This window comes from Murdochiella massiliensis, assembly GCF_900059565.1.
GTDB lineage: Bacteria > Bacillota > Clostridia > Tissierellales > Peptoniphilaceae > Murdochiella > Murdochiella massiliensis.
On sequence record NZ_FIZW01000002.1, the window covers coordinates 515,443 to 536,636 of the forward strand.

Genomic DNA, 21,194 nt, shown 5'->3' on the forward strand with positions numbered 1-21,194 from the left:
CCTCTATTCCCTCGTCCATGTCACGCCCGTACGTGTATCCTTCAATAAAATGCCTTTTGCGGCAAGTTCATCGCGAATCGCATCCGCTCTGGCAAAGTCTTTTGCCTTTCGCGCTTCTTCCCGTTCAGCGATCTTTCGTTCCACCTCTTCGTCCAAGGCATCATTTGCGCTGTGATCCGCAATGCCGAGCACGTCCAATAGTTCAAGCAACTTCCGGTAGACTCTTTCCACCGTCCCCTTCGCGCTTTTTTCATTCAGCGTACTGTTCGCCATCCGGACAATCTCGTAAATGGCAGTTAGCGCATCCGCCGTGTTGAGATCATCCGCCAAGGCATTCGTAAAGGCATCTTCTTCTTCAATTACCGCTGCGAGGAGCTTTCGCTCCGCTTCTGTCAGCTCTGCTTCCACATTGTGAGCAAGCAGCCGCTCTAAATTGTGTTTCCCGTTCATCAGGCGCTCATAGCCGTTTTTCGTGGCTTCCATGACTTCACGCGAAAAGTTGATGGGCGAGCGGTAATGTGCCGAAAGCAACCACAGTCGCACCAAAATGAGGTCATAGGTTTCGGCAATATCCTTAAGCATGAAAAAGTTTCCCTTGGATTTGGACATTTTTTCATGCGCCCCGTCCGCAGCGGATACGGTAATCATCTCATTGTGCATCCAATAACGTGCAAAAGGATGATCCGTCAGCGTTTCGGTTTGTGCAATTTCATTTTCATGATGCGGAAATTCCAGATCGCTACCGCCGGCATGAATGTCGATGGTTTCGCCCAATAACGTCTTGGACATCGTGGAGCACTCGATATGCCAGCCCGGACGTCCCGGTCCCCAGGGGCTGGACCATGCCGGTTCATTGCTGTCTTTCTGTTTTTTCCACAAAGCAAAATCCAACGGATCCCGCTTGGCTTCATTCACACGAATACGCGCCCCGGCCACAAGGTCCTCAATTTTTTTGCCGGAAAGTTTACCATAATCTTTGGCTTTGGAAACATCGAAATATACGGCATCCTCGGCATCATAAGCGGCTCCCTTGTCGATGAGCCCCTGCACAAAGGCAATGATGGCTTCTATCATCTCCGTAGCACGCGGATGAATGGTTTCTTCCTCGAGTAAATTGAGTTGCTTCGCCTGATCCATAAAGGCGGCGATATATTTGGCGGTAATGTCCGTAAAAGGCACGCCTTCATCATTTGCCCGATTGATGATCTTGTCGTCGATGTCCGTAAAATTGACCACATAACGGACGTCAAAGCCTTGCCAGCGCAAAAATCGATGTAAGGTATCAAAAACAACGAGCGGTCGGGCGTTTCCGATATGAATAAAATCATAGACGGTCGGCCCGCAGACATACATGCGCACCTTGCCCTTTTCCAGAGGAACGAATTCCTCTTTTCGTCTCGTCAGCGTATTGTAAATTTTCATGCGTTTTCCTTTCCTGCAAGCGTCCGTTCCAGACGCGCAAGCACTTCATCACGCCCTAAAATGAGAAGCGTTTGGCCAAAATCCGGTCCGGAGGTGGCGCCAACGACCGCCGCACGAATCGGAAACCACAGGTTTTTCCCCTTGATTCCGGTCTCGGTTTGGATGGCCTTGACCACGCTGTTCGCAAATTCTTCCGTCATGCTCGATTGCGCGCGCACCTTCTCCGCAAAACGAGTAACCAGATTCTGCGCCTCCGGAGTCGAAAGAACGGCTTTCGCCTCCTCTTCGTAAACCAAATCCTCCGCCGTCACAAAGAGATGCTTTGTCAGATCCGGAAATTGCTCGAAATAGTCCACGCGGTTCTGATACAACGCCGCAACCCGACGCAGCTTTTCCGCGTCCGTGTTCTCATCGATAAATCCCGCTTCTTCCAGGAAAGGCCGCATAGCCTCTACCACCTCTTCCACAGGCATGGCCTTGATGTACTCACTATTCATCCAGTTGAGCTTTTTCACGTCGAAAATGCCACCTGTTGATGAAATGCGGTCAAAGTCGAATTCCTGAATGAGTTCCTCACGGGAAAGAATTTCCTCGTTGCCTTTCGGCGACCATCCCAACAGCGCAATGTAATTAATGAGCGCCTCCGGCAGATACCCCTTTGCAATATACTGTTCGACTGCCGCATCACCGTTTCGTTTGGAGAGTTTCTTGTGGTCTTCCCCAAGCACCGTCGGCAAATGCACATATGTTGGTTCTTCCCATCCGAAATTCTGATACAACAGAACATGCTTCGGCGTGGAGGAAATCCATTCTTCTCCGCGAACAATGTGCGTCACCCCCATCAAATGGTCATCCAATACCACCGCGAAATGATAGGTTGGATAGCCATCGGATTTGATCAGCACCTGATCATCCAATTCATCCGTATTGAAGGTGATGTCCCCCTTGATGGCATCATGAAAAGTGATGTCCCGATTGCGCGGAAGTTTCATACGAATGACGTATTCTTCGCCCGCGTCCAGGTGCTTTTGTACTTCTTCCGGGGAAAGGTCGCGGCAATGTCCGTCGTAGCGCGGTGTTTCCCCTTTTTCCTTCATGGCGTCACGAACCGCATCCAAACGCTCTTTGGAGCAGAAACAGTAATAGGCCTGTCCCTGTGCGATCAGTTGCTCCGCATAGCGACGGTACAGTCCCTGATCATGACGATGCGATTGAATATAAGGACCGTGTTCTCCTTTTTCGGAAATATGGTCACCGTCAAGGAATGGACCTTCGTCATTGTCCAGCCCCGCCCAGCGCAACACCCGCAATAAATTTTCCAACGCATCGGGAACGAAGCGCGTGCGGTCGGTATCCTCGATACGAAGAATAAAACGGCCGCCGTGATGGCGAGCGTAAAGGTAATTGAACAAAGCGGTGCGAAGCCCTCCGATATGTAGATAGCCGGTGGGGCTCGGTGCAAATCGTACGTTAATTTGGGACATACTTTCCTCCTGTACTCTCATGGCGGCTATCGCTCGCCCCCGGGGCTTTCCCCGTTTCCTGTCGATCTTTAGCGTCACATCTCTTATGCCTTCACATTGCCGACAAATCCAATCTCTATTCTAATACGCAAATGTTCATCGCACATCGTGGTAAGGCGTTTCTTGTCTCCTTCAGGAAACATCACGTAGAAAGGACAATTATGATTGTCGGTATTTTATTGTTCAGTATCGGCGGACTTATGGTCTTGACCCAACTGCTTGGTGAAAATTTTTTTGCGCTGTTCGGACTCTACTGGCCGATTCTCCTCATCGTTTACGGAATCCTGCGTCTGCTGACCAATAAGCATCAGCGTAGCTTTCCCCTATTTTTGATCATACTCGGTACACTCCTGCAAGCCTATCATTTGCATCTGTTCCGAGGAAGTATTCTACTCATTCTGATCGGCATCGGCCTGGTTCTTCTTGGTCTTCGTCTTATTCTCAACCATTTCGCGCAGAAAAAGGCGGTCCACACCGAAAATACCTTCTCGGATGATGACGTCCGAGGAAAAGCGAGTTTCGGCTATGAAGAACGCGATATGCTTAACGATCGCTTCCTTTTCTCCGATGCACATCGCGTATTTCGTTCGGATTCGTTTTCCGGCGGTGATGTCGAGGTTGTTTTTTCTTCGGTGACCATCGACCTGAAAAATGTTCTTCCTCTGGACAACAATGTCCGCATCAATGCGAGCGTGCAGTTTGGTGAGCTCGTCCTGCAAGTTCCCGCCGATTGGCACGTTATTGTTAACGGCAAACATTATTATTCTATGCAGGAACAGAAGGAAAATAGGGAGGCGACATCCACCTTATACGTCGACAGCGAGGTATTCGCCGGTTCGCTCAAAATTCTGTAACGATTTGACGCCGTCTCTCCTCATTCCACATTCATCAACAGCTGGGCCGGTTTAATTTCTTTCAGCACAACATCTTTTGGCAAGTTCACCTCTAACGGCAAAGTCTGTAAACCCGTTCCTGCTCCAGTAAGATTGGCGGTAATCACCATATCCGAATCATGCAGTGCATCGAGATCATTCTTATAGCCCTCAAGGCGCAAGGTGATCGTCTTCACATCCCCGGCGGGTCGTGCTTTCAGCGATCCGCCATTTTTAGATTGAATGCGATCAACATTCACGGAAAAAGAGCGCTCTTCCCGCACATCCAGGGTGATCTGTGCTTTATATTCCAGTTTGTCGTTTACCGGGGTGATACCGTCCGGAAAGCGAAGCGTCACCGGAAAAAGGCCGTCTTTGGTCACTTTTTCCAATGCTAACGGTTGCGTCGGAATGGACGTCAATTTATCAATATCTGCTGTTTTTCCCATCACCAGCACGGTGTTCGGCGTAACCGCAGATTGGCGTACACGAACCTTCGGTTCCTGACCCTTCGGCGTACCCAATTGCAATTGAACGGGCACTTCTTTCTGTTTAGAAATCGTTGCGCTGACATTCACCGATGAAAGAGAGAGTGTGACGCCTTCCACGGCATTGCCGTTTTCATCCACCGGGTGCACCTGCAAGTTTGCTGACGTATCAGCAGTAAGCCCGTTCAGATTGATAACGACATTCACCTTCGCCACACGCTCCACAGCAGAGCGTGGACCGGTCACTTCAATGCTCTGCGGCGTAGCGGCAAGGCCGCGCAGCACATAGTTATCGGCAAGTGTTCCGGTTTCTTTGATATTCACCGTCCGACTTTTTGTAATCACTTTCTCGACTTGCACCTGGACTCGAGAATTTGCGGTCTCATTGATCACCACATTCGCCGGAACCGAGAAGCGAATCGGCACGGCCTGCGTTCCTTCTTTTAAAGTTCCCGCATCTATCGAAGCGACCACAAAATTGCGATCAAGACTCCCCAGATCGTTACGCTTTCCTAAAATACGCAGAGAGGTCTGCTCAAACTCCATCTCCGTAATTTTCAGTTCTTTTTCCTCCAGGGTATCCTGGTTGATGATACGAATCGGAATGTCCGATAGCGTAGCCGATTGCGTCGGGTTCACCCCCGCCGTAATGTAACTCCACATGAGAATGCCGATGATGAGCGAGGTCAACTTCCATTGCCAATTGTGTTTAAGCAGTTTCATCTTGACCTCCTTTCTCCTTTTCTTTATTTGTCGTCATCGAAGAAATTCGTATTGTCTTCTCCCCTTTTCCGGGCGAAGCGTTCGGCAAATCGGAACCGGTTTCCTCGTTCGTCTCATTTTTTTCCTTCTTCTCTTCTCTTCTCGCGTTGATAAAGGTAAACAATCGACCGAGTCCGGATGCGCGCTGTGTCGTCGACCCGTTCTCATAAAATGCCGTCAGATTCTCACGCAGCGTGGACTCATCCACATGACGCGAAATTTGACCGTTGGAACAAAGAGAAATCATGCCCGTTTCCTCAGAAACCACCACAACCAAAGCATCTGAACGTTCGGAAATACCTAATGCCGCGCGATGACGCGTACCGAGTTCTTTATCCAGATTACGGTTCTGTGTTAACGGTAAAAAAGCGCCCGCTGCCAACACGCGATCAGCACGAATCACCACTGCGCCATCATGCAGTGGAGTGTTCGGAATGAAAATGTTGATCAGCAATTCCGCCGTAACCAACGCATCCACTTCTGTTCCCGACTCGGCAATCTCCTTCAATCCCGTTCCGCCCTCTAAGACGATGAGTGCGCCAATCTTTTGCCGGGAAAGCGAAGTTGCAGCACGGACGATTTCTTCCACGCGTCCGGCACTTCGCACGCGTTCGCCACCGCTGTTCATCAAATTGCTCAACCACCCTTGAGATCGCCCCAAACGTTCAAAGGCACGGCGAATTTCCGGTTGAAAAACAACAACGGTCAACAGAAATCCCGCGGTAAGAATATTGGACAGCAGCCAGTTGACGGTATACAATTTCAGGCCGTCACTGATCTGCGCAAAAACCAGAATGACAATAAACCCTTTAATGAGCTGCTCAGCGCGGGTCTCACGAACCAGCAAGATCAGATAATAGACGATGACGGCAATGACAAGAATGTCTATGACGTCGGTAACCGAAAAAGTCACCAGCAATTCGCGAAGATTTCGAAAATAGTTCATGATACCCCCTCTCTATCGTCTTATTTTAGCACAAGCCCTGCATACCGACAGCGCTCATATTGGCTTTTCTCCTCTTTCCTCTTTACCCGCATTCGCTCTTTTCCGAGGCAAATTTGCTCTGTCTCAAGGAAAAAAGGATAAGAAAAAAAGCTGTCACTGTAGGAAATACAGCAACAGCCTTCTCCTGTTATTTATACGATACACGTGTTATTTATACGATACACGCTTCTCCATGGTCATGGTTTATTCTCTTCGGCAAAAGCATAAGAAAGACCGTCAATAAAGCGTAATATCGTGCTTCAAATACGTCAGCAGCGCTTCAAGCGCCTCTTTCTCATCCGGTCCATCCGTGCGCAAGGTGAACTTCGCGCCTTTTCCGGCGCCCATACTGAGCACACTCATAATGGATTTCCCGTTAAACACTTTATGATCGCGTTCCAAATAAACGTCTGCAAGGAATTTCTTTGCCGTCTGAATGAAATTGGCGGCAGGGCGTCCCATAAGCCCGATATCGTTATCCAATACTACTTTTTCTTCGACCATGGACTTCTCCACTCTTCAATACAACACGATCACAACAACCGGATTATAAATTCCGTTCTCAGTAGGTCTCAGTAGGCGATAAACTTCGTTGCGGCACAACCGCAAATCGGGCAGTTCTCTTCCTTAGAGAGTGCAACAAAACCGCAAACCGGGCAGAGATAGACCGCATCATTGACCTCAAGGTCTTTACCCTGTGCAACCGCATCCTTCGCCTGACCGAACATCTCGGCATGTACTTTTTCCGCCTCAATGGCAAAACGCATCGCGCGAACCGCCCCTTGCTCTTCCTGCATTTCGGCTACCTTAATATAGGCCGGATACATTTCGGTAAACTCAAAGGTTTCGCCATCGATGGCGCCCTGAAGGTTTTCCTCTGTCGTACCGATGCCGAAACCGCCGCGCGTTGCGACGTCAAAATCTCCACCAATATCCTTCATCGCTTTGTAGTGCAAGCCAGCGTGAATTTTCTCCGCTTCCGCTGTTGCGTCAAATAAGCGTTTCACATTCGGAAAGCCTTCTTTTTCTGCCACCTGGCCCCAAATATTGTAACGATTGCGCGCCATGGATTCGCCACCGAATGCGGATCGCAGGTTTGCCTGTGTCATGTGATGCATAGAAGCCTCCTATTTTCCTTTTCTCTTCATCGTCTCTGCTAAAAAAGAGACGGTTTCCCAACTCTCCCACATCTATCATATGAAGGAAACTACTACTATAATAAAGGATTTTCGTCAAAAAGTAAAGGAAAAGGGCAATCGTTTCCTCCGAAATGAAAACACACGGACAAAGACCTGTTGTCTTTGTCCGTGTGTCGGTTTTCGTTATTCCTTTTCGAAGCAATTAACGCTGACTCAAATAATGATCGATTTGATACAGAGCGCCCCAGTTCGTGCCGGCACGATCCAACTGCTTGACCAGCGACTGGAACGTGGCTTCTTCCTCCACCTGCTCTTTAACATACCAGTGCAGGAAAATTTCCGCCGGCTTGTGGTCTTCTTTTTGCGCCAAGTCGATGAGCTTATAGATGTTCTTCGTCACCACCTGCTCATGCGCCAGCGCCTTTTGGAAAACGTCTAACAGGCTCTTGAATTTTCCCTCTCCCGGATCGAGCGGACGATAGTGAACGGGATAACCGACCTCTTGAAGAAAGCCAATCATCTTATCTGCATGTTCCACTTCTTCTTTCGCCTGCATATCCATGAAATGCTTCATGCCTGCCATATCTTCTTCTGCTAAATAAGCGGACATCGTCCGGTAAATATATGCCGATTCGAGTTCAAAATTCGCCTGTTCATTTAGGGCATCCAAAATCTTCATGTTATCCTCCTTATCGTTTTGTCCTATCGATTCTCTTGAACCGTCACTTATACTTTACCCGTATTTTTGCATGCCTAACCCAAACACCCTCATCGGAGAGAATCTGCTAAAATGGAGAAGAGAAGGCACGGAGGAAGGCATGAAACGAAACCCGAAAAAAATGACGGTCTTGGAACAACGCGTGGCGGAAAGCCAGCGCCGTCATGATCGAAAGCAGGTCATGAAGCGCAATCTGAAGCGTCGACGCAGGCGTCGTCGCGTTTTTGCCTTGCTTTCTTTGCTGGTTCTTTTCGGTACCGGCTATGGTCTCTATACCGTCATCCGACGCACCTTTTTCAATGCGCACTTCGACCAATTGCCCACGCTTCGTGAACAGGCGAACCGAGCGGTCGTTGGCGAACTGTTGCCTTCCGATACAACGGGGCGTCCGCTTACGGAGGCGGAAAAGAATGCCGATGCGCGACAGTTGCAGGCGCTGCTGAAAAAGATTCCTTCCGCCCTGTGCCCAACGGATCCGGATGCCGTCAAAGTCACCCTCGACAATCTGGTCGATCGTGCTGCCAAAACCGCCACGGACGAAGAATTCTTCGGCGTTTTACAGGAAATGGTCAAGGCCGCCGGCACGCCGACTTCGGCCATGCTTCTTCCTAATGACTATGCAAATCTCTGTCGCAACCTCGGCAGCGGTTTTTATGTTTCCGACTCTCCCTTTGCCGAGGCACTTTCCGATGAACGAGTGGCCGCGCGCTATACTCGTTTTCGTGAGGAAACAGAAAAAAAGAAAACGCCGGCGAAGGCGGCACATTTTTCCCTTCCCACTATGCGTATAGACCGGAACACGGATACCGCCATCCTTTCCGATTTTTCTTTTGAGGATGGCGCCTATCGCACACAAAAAGAAGATCTCGCGCGTCTGATGAAAGAAGCGCGGGAGCATAAGTATGTACTGTTTGACTTGCGCGACACCGGGGGAACATCGATTGAATACTGGGCAGAAGGCATTTTGCCCTATCTGACCACGTCCACCTTCGGAGCGGAGACGCAACTGTTCTTTCCCAACGGATTTGATGACTATGTTGATTATCTCTCCGTCAAGGAGCGCATGGAAAGCATGGATCTGGAAGATGAGCGCCGAGATGTGACGGGATTACATAACGAAGAGACGAAGAATGCCGTAAAAGATACCGCCTACGCCAAAACGCTTACCATCACGACCAAGGGAAACACGGAAACCCTTGCTCCGGCCAATCTGGTGTTGCTTGTTGACCGCACCACAGGCGGCGCAGCAGAAACGTTCGCCGATTTTTGCCAGCGTATGCAAAACGTTGAACTGATCGGAAGAACAACGGAGGGCAGTGCGTGGAAAATTCCCGCTTTTCCGGTCAAACTGCTGCATTCCGGATTTATCGCCCGACTTGATCCGGTCATCGCACTCGTACCCGATGATGAAGTTTTACAGGCGAAAACCGGTGTTCAGCCGGATACCATGACGGATGAAAGTGATCTTCTTTCCTTTGCACTGCGCCTTCTCGCCACTCCCTGAGCATAATCGCACAAAAAGAGCAGAACAAGAAAACCGCAGCGATCTTCTCGCTGCGGTTTATGTTTCCAAAATAAATCCAAATAAATTAGTCCGGAAGACGTGTAAAAATCATCTTTCCTGCAGAAGTTTGCAACACCGAGGTGACCACCGTGTCCACCGTGTTGCCGATTTCTTCGTAGCCGTTTTCTACAACAATCATGGTTCCATCATCCAAATAGCCAAGTCCCTGACCTGGTTCCTTTCCCGCTTTTATAATGCTTACGCGCATATGCTCGCCCGGAATGACAATCGGCTTTAATGCGTTCGCCAAGTCGTTAACGTTTAATACGGGAATGTTCTGAACGGTCGCCACCTTGTTCAAGTTAAAATCATTCGTCACCAGCCGTCCCTGATAGCGTCTGGTCAACACGAGAAGCTTGAGATCTACTTCTTTCGGCTTAGCAATCTCGGTATTGTCGATGTGAATGTCCTGACGCGCTTGCGTCTGCATCTCATGAATGTGATCGAGGCCTTTTCTACCGCGCTCACGACGGAGGGCATCCGACGAATCTGAAATATGTTGTAACTCCTCCAATACATAATGCGAAACGATGATGGGACCTTCCAAAAAGCCCGCTTTCATCACCTCGAAAATGCGCCCGTCAATGATGACGGATGTATCCAGGATTTTCGGGCATGCTTCCGAAAATTCCTCTTCTTCCTCCTCTTCCTCGTCGTCTACCTCAGAGGCCTTAGCCAGACGCTTTTTTTTCTTTTTTTCATTGCTGCGTTGGATACGCTCTTCATCCCTGCGCATGAGATTGCCTTTGAACTGCTGGATCCCCTTCATGATGTCATCGTGATACATCGTCGCCAGTCTTACGCCCAGCAAACCGAGCACCGCATAAATCGTAATCGCAATTATTACGCCGATCACGTTGCCTACGCGACTGATACTCAGTTGAAGCACGGGGTTACTGATAATGCCGGCAATCAACAATCCGATAATCAACCCGATCGTGCGCAAAACAATTTCGCTAAGCGGCACTTTGCGAATTTGTCTTGATAGGGCATCTACTCGATTGCGAATAAACCGTGCCCATCTGTCCGCCATGGCAAAAAATAATCCGAAGCCGATGGCCGCGCCGACCAGGTAGCTTATCATACGCTCCTTCATGCCCCATCCCTGAATCAAGCGAAGGTCAAAGACGAGGTAGACCAGCACTGCTCCCAACGCGGCGCCGAGTATGCCGAATACGGCCCGCATAACTTGTTTCACCGTTTACTCCTCTTCCGCGCCGCCTTCCGGCGCTGCATCTTCATCCAAAGTGATGGCTTCGTCAATCATCTCTCCGGCTTCCTCTACTGATAACGAACCAACGATGATGAGTTCGGAAATCAGCATTTTTTTCGTCTTGTTCAACATTTTTTTCTCGGATGTGGAAAGTCCCTTTTCCATATCACGGATTTGCAAGTTGCGGACAACATCCGCCATCTCGAAAGGGTCCCCTGTTTTTAAGTTTTCCAGGTTTTCCCGATAGCGCTGGCTCCAGTTTTCCGCCATTTTCGTGGAGTCCTGACGAAGAATATCCATCACGCGCTCCCCGTCTTCATGACTCATTACCGGCCGAATACCGATCTTGTCCATTTGGTCCACCGGGATGGAAATGCGAATGTTGGCGATGGGCATCTGTAAAATAAAAAACTCCTGTTTCATACCCAACAGCTCTTTGGTTTCTTTGTCGATGATGGTCCCGGCACCCTGCATCGGATAGACGACGCGGTCTCCGATTTTATACATGGCTTCACCCCCTTATTATCAATTATAGCGAAAAATGCCTTTTTTCGCGAGGGGTGCATAAAAATTTAACATTTTATCGAACTCTTTCCGTCTTGTCAAGATGAAATGTCGATTTATTTTCCTTATTTATTTCCTTTGTTGAAGGATGCGCAGCACGTCCATGAGTGTCTTTACACAGACCATCTCCATCTGTAGCGACTTTTTCATGCGCTTTGCCAAGCCGGCATGTTCTTCGGCAATAAATGCACGACGAAAGCCGAGACGATCCAATTCCCGCAAACGTCGTTCCATTTCGGTTGCCCGCTTCAGTTCCCCGGTAAGGCCGACTTCCGCACAGAAGGCATCTTTGCCGTCGATCGGCCAACCACCTGAAGCGGATGCAATGGCGACCAGAATCGCCAAATCACAGATCTTTTCCCTCAAGGCAAGACCACCGGTCGCCTTAAGCACCACGCTCTTATCGTGTAACGGTTCATGCGCACGCTGCGCGAGAATAGAAACCAAGGTGTTCAAGTCGTCACGACGAAGGGAATCACCGATACGGGTGGGATAAGCATCATACGATGGGGAAACCAGAGCCTCGATTTCAATAGGAATCAGACGGGATCCCTCTTTTTGCAAAGATACCGCCGCGCCGGAAATGGGATGATCACGCCGCGTTAAGAAAAGATCATAGGGGTTGACCACATCGGAAAGACCGTCTGCACTCATCTGAAACAGACCGACTTCATCGGTGTAACCGAAGCGGTTTTTGGTGGAACGCAACAGACGCAGCTCATCCGAATAGCCGCTTTCCAGATACAGTACCGTATCCACCTGATGCTCCAATGTCCGCAGCCCCGCCATAGTCTCCTCTTTTGTCACATGTCCCACGACAAAAGCGGCCATGGGCCGCTCCCCCTGCTTGCAGGCCGAAACAATCGCCGCAGTACACTGCACCGTTTGCGTCGGTGTTCCCGGACGCTGGGCAAACTCCGCCAGCGCCATGGTTTGAATGCTGTCCACGATGAGAATGGCGGGTTTCAGACGCCGACTCTCGGAAAGCACGGCATCCAGCGAACTTGTAGAAAGAATATAAACGTTATCGGAACATGTGCGAAGAATGCGCTCCGCGCGCATACGAATCTGCGGTGCACTCTCCTCTCCGGAAGCATAGAGCACACGCACGCCTCGTGCAGCAAGCTTGCCGGCAACCTGTAAAAGAAGCGTGGATTTCCCCGCTCCCGGTTTTGCGGTCAGCATAGTGACCGCATCGGGCACCAGTCCGCCGCCAAGAACCCGATTCAATTCCGGAAGGCCGGTATCTATCCGATCGGATTGCGACAGCGGCACCTCGGGAAGCGGCATGGCCTGTTCTTCCGCCACATCCTGCATCCGCTTCGCCACGGCGCGCCCGGTTTCCACGGCCACCTCTTCCATCGTTCCCCATTCGCCGCATGCCGGACATTTCCCGCTCCAGCCTACAGCAAGGTGTCCACAGGCACTGCATTGATAGCGTGTTTTTATCGTCATGCTTCCTCCGCCGAGGTTACGACCACTTCATTCTTTTCCATACGCAACGTATAGGCGTTGCCCTTTTCCAGCGTCCCGCTCAACATTTTTTCCGCCAACACATCCTCCACTTTCGTACGGATGGAACGTTCGAGCGGACGGGCACCGAATTCGGGCTGCACTGAAATTTTTGTCAGATGGCGAAGCACCGGATCCGTATAGCTCATGTGATAGCCTAACGATTCCACGCGCGACATCAGCTCGTCCATCAGCAATTCCGCAATGCGCAGAATGCTCTTCTCGCTTAAGCGATGGAAGACGATGATATCATCCACACGGTTGAGAAACTCCGGACGGAACGTCTGCTTGAGTTCCTCATGCACCACTTCTTTCATGCGGTCGTACTCGTCCATCTCGACGGTTTCTTCCACGCCGAAACCGAGCCGTTTTTCTGTCGCAAGCTGTGAGGCGCCGACGTTGGAGGTCATAATGATGACGGTGTTGCGAAAATCGACCAGCCGCCCTTGGCTATCTGTCAGGCGCCCTTCGTCGAGAATTTGCAAAAGGAGATTGAACACATCCGGATGCGCTTTTTCCATTTCGTCAAAGAGCAGCACTGAATACGGTTTTTTACGCACCATCTGCGTCAGCTGTCCGCCTTCTTCATATCCGACATAGCCCGGCGCAGCGCCGACCAGTCGGGAAACGGCGTATTTTTCCATGTATTCGGACATATCAATGCGAATTACGCTCTCCGCCGAGCCGAACAGCTGGCGGGCAATTTCTTTGGCTAAATATGTTTTTCCTACGCCGGTCGGTCCGACAAAGATAAACGTACCGATCGGCCGATTGGCCGATTTTAGCCCCACTCGAGCACGCTTTAACGCCGAGGAGACGGTTTCGACGGCATGGTCCTGGCCGATGACGGTGTGCTTTAACGCTTCATCCAGATGCAAGTACTTATCTGCTTCTTTCTCCGTCATGCGTGTCACCGGGACATTTGCCCACTGTGAAACGATGGCCGCAATCTGATCAAAACCGATGGTAGGCCATTGTTCCTCTTGTTCTTTTTGTTGCTGCAAAAACTCTTCATGTTGCGTTTCCAGCGTCGCTAAGGCATCGCGCAGCTTTGCCGCCTCTTCAAAATTCTGCGTGAGCGCGGCTTTCTGCTTCGCTTCTTCCAATCGTTCACGTTCCTCACGATAGTGCATTTCCTCTTGAGGGATGTTAAAGGTTTCCACATGGACGCGGGCAAGTGCCTCGTCGATAACGTCAATCGCCTTATCCGGCAAGAAGCGGTTGGTCAAATAGCGATCCGTCAGCTCCGTCGCCGCCACAATGGCATCCTCCGTCAGGCGGACGTGATGAAATTCTTCATAGCGCGGCTTGAGCCCTCGGATGATGGCTTCGGTATCCTCTTTTGTCGGTTCCTCAACCATGACCGGCTGAAAACGTCGTTCCAGCGCTGCGTCTTTTTCGATGCGTTTATGGTATTCATCAATCGTTGTCGCACCGATGATCTGCAAACTCCCCTTGGACAGAGCCGGTTTCAAAATATTGGAGGCATCCAGTGAGCCTTCCGAACTTCCCGCTCCGATAATGGTATGCAACTCGTCGATAAAGACCAACGCATCTTTTCGAGCCATCAACTCTTCAATGGTGTCCGAGAGGCGCTGTTCAAAATCACCGCGATACTTTGTGCCTGCCACCATGGTGGCCATATCGATGGAAAAAACGACTTTATCACGCATGATATCCGGTACATTGCCGGAGACAATGCGCTGAGCAAGTCCCTCCGCAATGGCAGTCTTACCGACACCGGGATCGCCGATGAGAACCGGGTTGTTTTTGGTTCGTCGTGAAAGGATCTGGATCACACGATTGATTTCGCGATCACGACCGATTACCGGATCAATTTTTCCGGCTTCCGCTTCTTCGTTGAGATTCTTGCCGTATTCGCTGAGATTGGATTCCTGATCCTGCTTATGGTTTTCTCTCAACATGCCGACCAAGTTCTTGTAAACCATGCGTTTGTCCACGTCGGCAATGGTGAGCATAACGGAAGCCATGCCCGACTTGTCATTCAGGATGGCAAAGAGCACATACTCCGCAAAAATTTCCTGTTCATTATTTTGTAAGGCAATCTGACGCGCCTGTTCCAGAAGGCGTCGAACCGACGCGGAAGTCTGCATAGACGGGTTTTCATCCGTCCCCGGCTCGTTATTGTTCAGCACGATTTTGCGCAGCGTATTGTAATTGGCACCGGCGCGCAACAGTGCTTGCGTCTCCATGCCACCCGTTTTCATCATGGCAAGCAAAACATGCTCGGTATCGATTACGCTGTGTCGAAACGAGTAGCTTTCCGCTGCTGCAGCCTGTAGTAATTGTTGGACGGAGGTCCTTTTATACTCCATAAGGATCCTTCCTTTCTTCATTCAGGAGAATCAGATCATCCCCGATTTTATTCAACTCATCGCGGTACTGCGCGCAGAGTTCATAGTTTTCTTCCTGCAGCGCAAGCTGCATTTTTTCCAGCAATGTGCGACGACGTTTACGTAATTCTCGACGTGTGCGGGCAAGCGCCAAGTCTCGTGCGTTGGTCGTTTTTTCCGGATTTTTATCCAAATTGTCGTTGCGTTCCGATGCAAACAGCTTCTGAAACGGATTGAATTGGAACGGATTTTCGCCATGACCTTCTTCGCGATCGTCCGCCTCTTCTTTTTCCGCATCCTCGGGAGAGATCACTTCCTCCTCGTTTTCATCGTCACGGATGGGAGGAATATTCGGTTCGTCGGGTTGCAGGAAAGACACCTCCATGCCCGGCATCATGCCGCTCTCCTGCGCTTTCTCAAGCATTTCCTTCAACTGATCGGTCAGTTCTTTTCCTCCCCATTCCTTGGGAATCTGTCCCATCATCTCTGCGAGTTTTTCCTGATAACAGGAGGCGCACATACGCACCTTCTGGGCTTTTCCATTGACAAAAACCACGATTTCAATACTGGCATCGTGATCGCAAAAATCGCATTTCATCGTTTCCCCCTATCTGAGCAAAATGATCAACATATTGCGCATGATGCGCGCGCGTACACGGTTCCGTTCGGCAAAGGGCACATCCGCCAATGCATGGTCATCCATCGCCAGCATCATCAGTTGACACTCCCTGTCGATCAATAGGCCTTGATCCAAAAAGGAGTCTAAAATATGGCGAGCCTTATCTACCGTCACCGCATCCTGTACAACATCATCCAGCACTTCTTCGACTAATTCTTCCGGCGATCGTTCCAGGCGAATAATGCGAATATAGCCGGATCCTCCTCGCCTGGATTCGGTATAATACCCATGATACGGGGTAAAACGCGTAGTTAAGACGTAGTTAATCTGGGACGGCGCACACGCAAAACGTTGTGCGAGATCGTTACGTCCGATCTCAATCATCCCCTCATCTCCTTCTTCCATCATTTGAAGAAGAAATTGTTCGATACGATTGGTTAAACCCGCCATAGCTTGTCCTTCTGTGTTCTCCTGCCGAGCGGTGCTTCCGCTTGACCGTTGGTTCCGTTTACTGAAACAACGTCCGGCGCTTCGCTCGTCATCTTTTCTTCGTTATTTTACGCAAAAATTATGCGTTTCCCGTGAAGATGTTTGCCACTTGACCTACTCTGACCTTCATAGGCATGGCAGGGTTACCTTCGCGATTAGTTTTAGAATAAACGGAACCCCTCCTTTTGTCAAGGATGGTCAAAATGCAGTGCCCCCTCCCAAAAAACCGAGGGGAGGGGGTACTTACGAATGATCAAAAATGAAAGACTTACGCTTCCTCTTTATTCGCTTCTTCAATCACCTTCTCGGCAATTTCATGCGGAACCTGTTCATAGTTCTTAAAGGTGGAGGTGAACCATCCGCGTCCCTGCGTCATACTGCGCAGATCGATGGCATATTCCTGCACTTCCGCATAAGGTGCTTCCGCGTTGACAACCTGGTTGCCGTCTTCGTCCTGTTCCATACCGAGAATGCGTCCACGGCGCTTATTCATATCGCCCATAACATCGCCCATGTACTCATCCGGAATGGTGATCTTCATGGACATAATGGGTTCAAGCAGAACCGGATTTGCCGCTTCCACGCCTTTCTTAAAGGCGATGGACGCCGCGATCTTAAAGGCCATTTCATTGGAATCTACCGGATGATAGGAGCCGTCATAGAGCGTAGCTTTAATGCCCGTAACAGGATAGCCGGCCAATGGACCCTTCGACAGTGACTCTTCGAGACCTTTTTCGACCGCCGGGAAATAGTTCTTCGGTACGGATCCGCCGAAGACTTCTTCCGCAAACTCGAAGCCTTCTTCAATCGGTTCGAAGCGGATGAAAACATCGCCGAACTGTCCGGCGCCGCCGGATTGTTTCTTGTGACGACCTTGCACATCGCTCTTTCCGCGAATGGTCTCGCGATACGGAATGACCAGCGGTACACGGTGAACATTCACGCTGTACTTGGTTTTGAGTTTATTCATCATGGCTTCCAGCTGAACATTGCCCACGCCGCGAATGAGCAGCTGGTTGGTTTCTTTGTTACGCTCCACCGAGAAGCTCGGATCCTCTTCCTGCAATTTGGAGAGAGACGGGGACAATTTGTCGTCATCGTTTTTCGTATCGGCCTGAATTGCAAAGGTCAGAGTCGGCTCTGAATGACGAATGCGTTTAAACGGAATAGCGTCACGATCGGAGGCGATGGTATCTCCGGTGGTCAGTTTGTCCAACTTGGAAAAGGCACCGATATCGCCCGCGATAATTTCATCGGTTTCGATGTGATTTTTTCCCCGTTCATAGAACATACCGGCCGGTTTCAGCGTTTCTCCGCTGCCTATGCGTACGAGATCGCCGCCCTTTTTCACCGTACCGCTGACCACTTTGACCAGTGAAACTTTACCTACGAAGGGGTCAACGATGGTTTTGAATACTGCAGCACGAAGCGGCGCGTTCGCATCCATTGCGACGGGCTCGCCCTCTTCCGGACGGAATCCGGCATGTGCACGCGGATCATTCGGCGCCGGCATATATTTGACGATGGCATCCAGAAGCAGATCCAAGCCTGCGCCGCTTGTAGCGCAACCGGCAATCAGCGGAACCGCAGAGCCGTCCAGCATTGCGCTGGTCATGCCCTTGGCAATCTCTTCATGGGTGAAGGCTTCGCCTTCAAAGAACTTATTCATCAAGGTGTCATCGGTCATCGCAATGAGCTCAACGATTTCGTCGTAGGCCGCATCGACCTCCGCCTGACGAATTTCAGGAATAGGAACTTCCGTTGCTTTGAAGCCGTCATAGCGGTAGGCCTTTTTATCAATAATGTCGATAATACCTTCAAAGTCTTCTCCGGCGCCGAGCGTCAGCGTCAAAGGAATGACTTTCTTTCCAAATTGCTGATGCAGGTTGGAAACCTGGACATTGAAGTCGACATGGGGCTTGTCCATCTTATTCAAAAAAATGATGCGAGGAAGGTGAATTTTTTCAGTGTAGTTCCAATAAATCTCCGATCCGACTTCGATGCCGGCCGAAGCATCAATCACCATCAATGCCGCTTCCGCAGCGCGCAGCGCAACCAGTACCTCGTTTTCAAAGTCGAAATAACCCGGCGCATCCAACATATTGATCTTGTGGTCTTTCCATTCCACCGGTAATACGCTCAGTCCGATGGAAATGCCACGCGCCTGTTCTTCGGCATCGAAATCCGAAACGGTGTTCTTGTCTTCAATGCGACCCATGCGATCTGTCGCATGCGTTAAGTAGAGAAGCGCCTCAGCAAGGGTTGTCTTGCCGGCGCCGCTGTGGCCGACAAAGGCGAGGTTTCGAATCTTCTGCGTCGTGTATTTTTTCATTCCTTCCTCCTCATCGCCCGATAAGGGCGGATACCATTTTCCAATCGTTTTCCAATAGCTGGCCTCATTATAGCAAAGATTTTTCCTCCCTGACAACCGAATCGACGACAATCCCTCGCGGAAAGAAAACGAAAACCGCTGTCCGGAAGACAACGGTTTCTGTTTTTTTCTACCTTGTGTTTCTCTGCATCCCGATTTTCTGTATCCTCTACCTCGTGTTTCTTTGCATCATAAAGAGCACGGATCGTAGCATTCACCGATACGCTATCCTGTGGTAAAATACAGATGATGCAGTATTAGCTCAGTTGGATAGAGCGTCCCCCTCCTAAGGGGAAGGCCGAGGGTTCGAATCCTTCATACTGCGTTTTTCGCCCGGTTGCTTTTGCTGCCGGGTTTTTTCGTTCTTGCCCCTTTTCCTTCCGTCTCAGCAAAAGCAAAATAGGATTTTTTTCCATTCTTACAGCCGATATTCTTACCGCCGATGCAAAATAGGCAGCTGATGCAAAACAGGTCGCTCTGCCCGTCACAGCAAGTTCAAGACAAAGTGGGCAAAATCCGTTGTGGCACGCTTGAAGCGAGTCCAAAGGCCGGCTTTCTTCGTCGGCTTATGTGCGATGATGTCAATCATCTTAATCATTTCGCCGTTTTGATAAATCAGAATTTCCCCGAACTTTTCCTCAGCAACTGTCGGCGCTTTTTTGTTTTCGTCTATTTGATAGCGGATCGAAAACGTCTGATTGGAATACGTAAATACCGAGTAGGAACTTGCCGGATACAAAATGACCGCTTCTTCTTCTGCGGAGGGCATGGCATAACGTTTCACCGGTTTCGCCACATCCACCAAAGAAAGATGGGAGAAGGATCCGGCCGCCAAATCCGCCAATTCCTTTGTTGTGCGCCAGCGCGAATCGTTGCTTCCCGCGCCCATAACGACGGTAATTGCTTCGAAGGAAATACTGTCCGCACTGGAAGTCAACGATAATGCGCCGGTAAAGCAATAGCCAGCTTCCTCCGTTACGCCGGTTTTGAGTCCTTCCAGTCCGGGAATCTCCACGGTTGCCTCGGTGAGCGTCGATCGCCCGGAATAATGACGTTCCGGCTCATCAATGGCTTTCATTTTGGCCAGCTCCCGAACCTCAGGAAATTCTTTCAACAACGCGGAAGCCAGAATAAACATGTCACGTGCACTGGCGGTATTGTATTGTCCGTTAACGGTAAATCCGCTGGCATTCACAAAATGAGTATTGCGCATGCCGAGCGCTTCCGCTTCCTGATTCATGCGTTCGGCGCAAGCGCGCTCATCGCCGGCAAGGATTTCCCCGAGCATAGCGGCCGCATCGTTTCCCGAAACGACCATCATCCCTTTTAACAGCTGGTCAACCGTTCGCGTCTCTCCTGCTTTTAAGCCGTAATTGGAGGAGCCGGAGACGTTAAACGCCGCAGCGGAAGGTGAAATTTTCACGGGCTGTTGCGGATCGATCGTTCCGTCAGCAATGCCCTTCTTAACCAGGTAATACGTCATGAGTTTGGTCATCGAAGCGATGCCCAACGGCTTTTCACTGTTTTTTTCGATCAGGATTTTTCCCGTCGTTGGTTCGCCGATGAGCATGGCATCCACGTCATCGTAATACGAGAAGGAAGAACGAAAGGCATCCGCACTGTCTCCCTGATAGGGGGAAAGCGTGACCTTCTGTTCAGTACCGTCCTGTTCGGCGCCGTCGGCAAGAACCAGTGATGAAGTAAACGCCAATAACAGAGCCAGCGTAAACCAGATGACCCGCATAAACTTTCCGTTTTTCTTCATCGCGTTTCCTCCCACGTCTTGCGCAAATAGCGAAGCATTTCGACATCAAGCCTCTTGGGATAAGTAAAGTCATCCAACTCATTCAGCTTGAGTCCCGCCTTGCGGAAAAGCATACAGGACTGAAAAAGGGCATCCCACAATCTTTCCTTCTCCGTCGGCGCATACGAACGGGCCAGGTGATCATACTCCACTTCGCTCATATAAGCCCTTAAATTTTGCCCGTCATTTCCTACGTTAATGTGGAAAGAGGAATCGGAAGCAACCGCCGCCGAAGTGATGGCCAATAGTGCCTCACGCGCCCGTCCAAGCGCAGCCTGCGCAAGCATCTCCTCTTCTTCCGTCAGCGCCAACGCTACATCCGTAATGTTGGCAAAAAACTGTTGGCACCATAAGTCATACTCTTCGCTTGTCGGTTTCTTGCTTCGCAGGGAAAGATCATTCGGATTTTCACGATTGGCATATTCCCCATTAGGATCGTAGAGCACCTTGGCAAGGGTGTCTTTTTCCAGAATTTCCTTTGCGTCCTCGGGCGTCAGCACGGTAATGTTGATCCGTGTGGCATTGGCAAGAAAAATTCGATAACGCGAAATTTCGCCATCTTGTACACAACCCGCCTGAAGCACTGCTTCGGAAAACTGCGCGCTCCAGTCTTCCTCTAATAACGTGTCTCCGCTTTCCCGAGTGATCAATAGAAAATCATACGGGTCGGTTTCCCGTTTCACCGCCGCCGGATTGACACGTGTTCCTGTCATCAGCAGGGCCATTACAGTGGAATTGGTCGTTGCCCAGGAAATCATGGCATGTTGGATAAACGTCTCCATAAGCTCCTCTTTC

Annotated in this window: 18 protein-coding genes and 1 tRNA gene; 3 read left to right on the forward strand and 16 right to left on the reverse strand. The window is 50.2% G+C overall.

What is annotated here, in order from left to right; translation table 11 throughout:
* Positions 1 to 3 precede the first annotated feature (3 nt).
* Entirely contained in the window at positions 4 to 1,422 is a 1,419-nt protein-coding gene (gene cysS, locus BN3910_RS04050) for a cysteine--tRNA ligase (RefSeq protein ID WP_066924598.1), read from the reverse strand.
* A complete protein-coding gene (gene gltX, locus BN3910_RS04055; protein WP_066924601.1) occupies positions 1,419 to 2,906 on the reverse strand; it encodes a glutamate--tRNA ligase in 1,488 nt (495 codons plus the stop codon). Before gltX ends, cysS begins: the two co-directional genes overlap by 4 nt.
* 200 nt (positions 2,907 to 3,106) lie before the next feature.
* Here gltX and BN3910_RS04060 point away from each other — a divergent pair, with 200 nt between their 5' ends.
* Positions 3,107 to 3,799: a LiaF transmembrane domain-containing protein gene (locus tag BN3910_RS04060; protein ID WP_066924603.1), complete on the forward strand. Its 693-nt coding sequence runs from the start codon at positions 3,107 to 3,109 to the stop codon at positions 3,797 to 3,799.
* Positions 3,800 to 3,819: 20 nt separating this feature from the next.
* On the opposite strand, the gene BN3910_RS04065 is transcribed toward BN3910_RS04060, so the two are convergent.
* From BN3910_RS04065 to BN3910_RS04085, 5 genes are all read right to left on the reverse strand, one after another.
* The gene (locus BN3910_RS04065) at positions 3,820 to 5,028 is read right to left on the reverse strand and encodes a CdaR family protein (protein ID WP_066924605.1); all 1,209 of its coding nucleotides are present in this window, start codon (positions 5,026 to 5,028) and stop codon (positions 3,820 to 3,822) included.
* The gene (cdaA, locus tag BN3910_RS04070; RefSeq protein ID WP_075967988.1) at positions 5,015 to 6,013 is read right to left on the reverse strand and encodes a diadenylate cyclase CdaA; all 999 of its coding nucleotides are present in this window, start codon (positions 6,011 to 6,013) and stop codon (positions 5,015 to 5,017) included. The genes BN3910_RS04065 and cdaA overlap by 14 nt, the downstream gene beginning before the upstream one ends.
* Positions 6,014 to 6,289: 276 nt before the next feature.
* Complete coding sequence (locus BN3910_RS04075; RefSeq protein ID WP_066924607.1) at positions 6,290 to 6,556, reverse strand: HPr family phosphocarrier protein; 267 nt, start codon at positions 6,554 to 6,556, stop codon at positions 6,290 to 6,292.
* 68 nt (positions 6,557 to 6,624) lie between these two features.
* The gene (locus BN3910_RS04080; RefSeq protein ID WP_066924609.1) at positions 6,625 to 7,170 is read right to left on the reverse strand and encodes a rubrerythrin family protein; all 546 of its coding nucleotides are present in this window, start codon (positions 7,168 to 7,170) and stop codon (positions 6,625 to 6,627) included.
* 223 nt (positions 7,171 to 7,393) lie between these two features.
* A complete protein-coding gene (locus BN3910_RS04085; protein ID WP_066924612.1) occupies positions 7,394 to 7,870 on the reverse strand; it encodes a ferritin in 477 nt (158 codons plus the stop codon).
* Positions 7,871 to 8,009: 139 nt separating this feature from the next.
* Here BN3910_RS04085 and BN3910_RS04090 point away from each other — a divergent pair, with 139 nt between their 5' ends.
* Entirely contained in the window at positions 8,010 to 9,413 is a 1,404-nt protein-coding gene (locus tag BN3910_RS04090) for a S41 family peptidase (protein ID WP_066924614.1), read from the forward strand.
* An 85-nt stretch (positions 9,414 to 9,498) separates the two neighbouring features.
* Here BN3910_RS04090 and BN3910_RS04095 read toward each other — a convergent pair whose 3' ends face one another.
* The 7 genes from BN3910_RS04095 to fusA form a co-directional block, all read right to left on the reverse strand.
* Positions 9,499 to 10,671, reverse strand: coding sequence for a PIN/TRAM domain-containing protein (locus tag BN3910_RS04095; protein ID WP_066924616.1), 1,173 nt, complete (start codon positions 10,669 to 10,671; stop codon positions 9,499 to 9,501).
* Between the two features lie 3 nt (positions 10,672 to 10,674).
* Complete coding sequence (locus BN3910_RS04100) at positions 10,675 to 11,193, reverse strand: CarD family transcriptional regulator (RefSeq protein WP_066924617.1); 519 nt, start codon at positions 11,191 to 11,193, stop codon at positions 10,675 to 10,677.
* Between the two features lie 126 nt (positions 11,194 to 11,319).
* Positions 11,320 to 12,705, reverse strand: a complete 1,386-nt coding sequence (radA, locus tag BN3910_RS04105; protein ID WP_066924619.1) for a DNA repair protein RadA — start codon at positions 12,703 to 12,705, stop codon at positions 11,320 to 11,322.
* A complete protein-coding gene (locus BN3910_RS04110) occupies positions 12,702 to 15,098 on the reverse strand; it encodes an ATP-dependent Clp protease ATP-binding subunit (protein ID WP_066924621.1) in 2,397 nt (798 codons plus the stop codon). Before BN3910_RS04110 ends, radA begins: the two co-directional genes overlap by 4 nt.
* Complete coding sequence (locus tag BN3910_RS04115) at positions 15,088 to 15,714, reverse strand: UvrB/UvrC motif-containing protein (RefSeq protein ID WP_066924624.1); 627 nt, start codon at positions 15,712 to 15,714, stop codon at positions 15,088 to 15,090. Before BN3910_RS04115 ends, BN3910_RS04110 begins: the two co-directional genes overlap by 11 nt.
* Before the next feature lie 9 nt (positions 15,715 to 15,723).
* Positions 15,724 to 16,185, reverse strand: a complete 462-nt coding sequence (locus tag BN3910_RS04120; RefSeq protein WP_066924635.1) for a CtsR family transcriptional regulator — start codon at positions 16,183 to 16,185, stop codon at positions 15,724 to 15,726.
* Between the two features lie 307 nt (positions 16,186 to 16,492).
* Positions 16,493 to 18,556 (reverse strand): elongation factor G, encoded by a 2,064-nt coding sequence (gene fusA / locus BN3910_RS04125; RefSeq protein ID WP_066924637.1) that lies wholly within the window; start codon positions 18,554 to 18,556, stop codon positions 16,493 to 16,495.
* 290 nt (positions 18,557 to 18,846) lie between these two features.
* Here fusA and BN3910_RS04135 point away from each other — a divergent pair.
* Positions 18,847 to 18,920, forward strand: a tRNA-Arg gene (locus BN3910_RS04135).
* 159 nt (positions 18,921 to 19,079) lie between these two features.
* Here BN3910_RS04135 and BN3910_RS04140 read toward each other — a convergent pair.
* Entirely contained in the window at positions 19,080 to 20,360 is a 1,281-nt protein-coding gene (locus BN3910_RS04140; protein ID WP_066924641.1) for a D-alanyl-D-alanine carboxypeptidase family protein, read from the reverse strand.
* Positions 20,357 to 21,181 carry an aminoglycoside 6-adenylyltransferase gene (locus BN3910_RS04145; RefSeq protein ID WP_066924642.1) on the reverse strand — a complete coding sequence of 275 codons (825 nt, stop codon included), beginning with the start codon at positions 21,179 to 21,181 and terminating at the stop codon, positions 20,357 to 20,359. Before BN3910_RS04145 ends, BN3910_RS04140 begins: the two co-directional genes overlap by 4 nt.
* Positions 21,182 to 21,194 lie beyond the last annotated feature (13 nt).

Coding starts and splice junctions, on each gene's coding strand:
- BN3910_RS04065 (WP_066924605.1), bottom strand. CDS start 5,028: ATGAAACTGCTTAAACACAATTGGCAATGGAAGTTGACCTCGCTCATC.
- BN3910_RS04060 (WP_066924603.1), top strand. CDS start 3,107: ATGATTGTCGGTATTTTATTGTTCAGTATCGGCGGACTTATGGTCTTG.
- fusA (WP_066924637.1), bottom strand. CDS start 18,556: ATGAAAAAATACACGACGCAGAAGATTCGAAACCTCGCCTTTGTCGGC.
- cysS (WP_066924598.1), bottom strand. CDS start 1,422: ATGAAAATTTACAATACGCTGACGAGACGAAAAGAGGAATTCGTTCCT.
- BN3910_RS04120 (WP_066924635.1), bottom strand. CDS start 16,185: ATGGCGGGTTTAACCAATCGTATCGAACAATTTCTTCTTCAAATGATG.
- BN3910_RS04080 (WP_066924609.1), bottom strand. CDS start 7,170: ATGCATCACATGACACAGGCAAACCTGCGATCCGCATTCGGTGGCGAA.
- cdaA (WP_075967988.1), bottom strand. CDS start 6,013: ATGAACTATTTTCGAAATCTTCGCGAATTGCTGGTGACTTTTTCGGTT.
- BN3910_RS04100 (WP_066924617.1), bottom strand. CDS start 11,193: ATGTATAAAATCGGAGACCGCGTCGTCTATCCGATGCAGGGTGCCGGG.
- BN3910_RS04145 (WP_066924642.1), bottom strand. CDS start 21,181: ATGGAGACGTTTATCCAACATGCCATGATTTCCTGGGCAACGACCAAT.
- BN3910_RS04115 (WP_066924624.1), bottom strand. CDS start 15,714: ATGAAATGCGATTTTTGCGATCACGATGCCAGTATTGAAATCGTGGTT.
- gltX (WP_066924601.1), bottom strand. CDS start 2,906: ATGTCCCAAATTAACGTACGATTTGCACCGAGCCCCACCGGCTATCTA.
- BN3910_RS04110 (WP_066924621.1), bottom strand. CDS start 15,098: ATGGAGTATAAAAGGACCTCCGTCCAACAATTACTACAGGCTGCAGCA.
- BN3910_RS04085 (WP_066924612.1), bottom strand. CDS start 7,870: ATGAAGATTTTGGATGCCCTAAATGAACAGGCGAATTTTGAACTCGAA.
- BN3910_RS04140 (WP_066924641.1), bottom strand. CDS start 20,360: ATGAAGAAAAACGGAAAGTTTATGCGGGTCATCTGGTTTACGCTGGCT.
- BN3910_RS04075 (WP_066924607.1), bottom strand. CDS start 6,556: ATGGTCGAAGAAAAAGTAGTATTGGATAACGATATCGGGCTTATGGGA.
- BN3910_RS04090 (WP_066924614.1), top strand. CDS start 8,010: ATGAAACGAAACCCGAAAAAAATGACGGTCTTGGAACAACGCGTGGCG.
- radA (WP_066924619.1), bottom strand. CDS start 12,705: ATGACGATAAAAACACGCTATCAATGCAGTGCCTGTGGACACCTTGCT.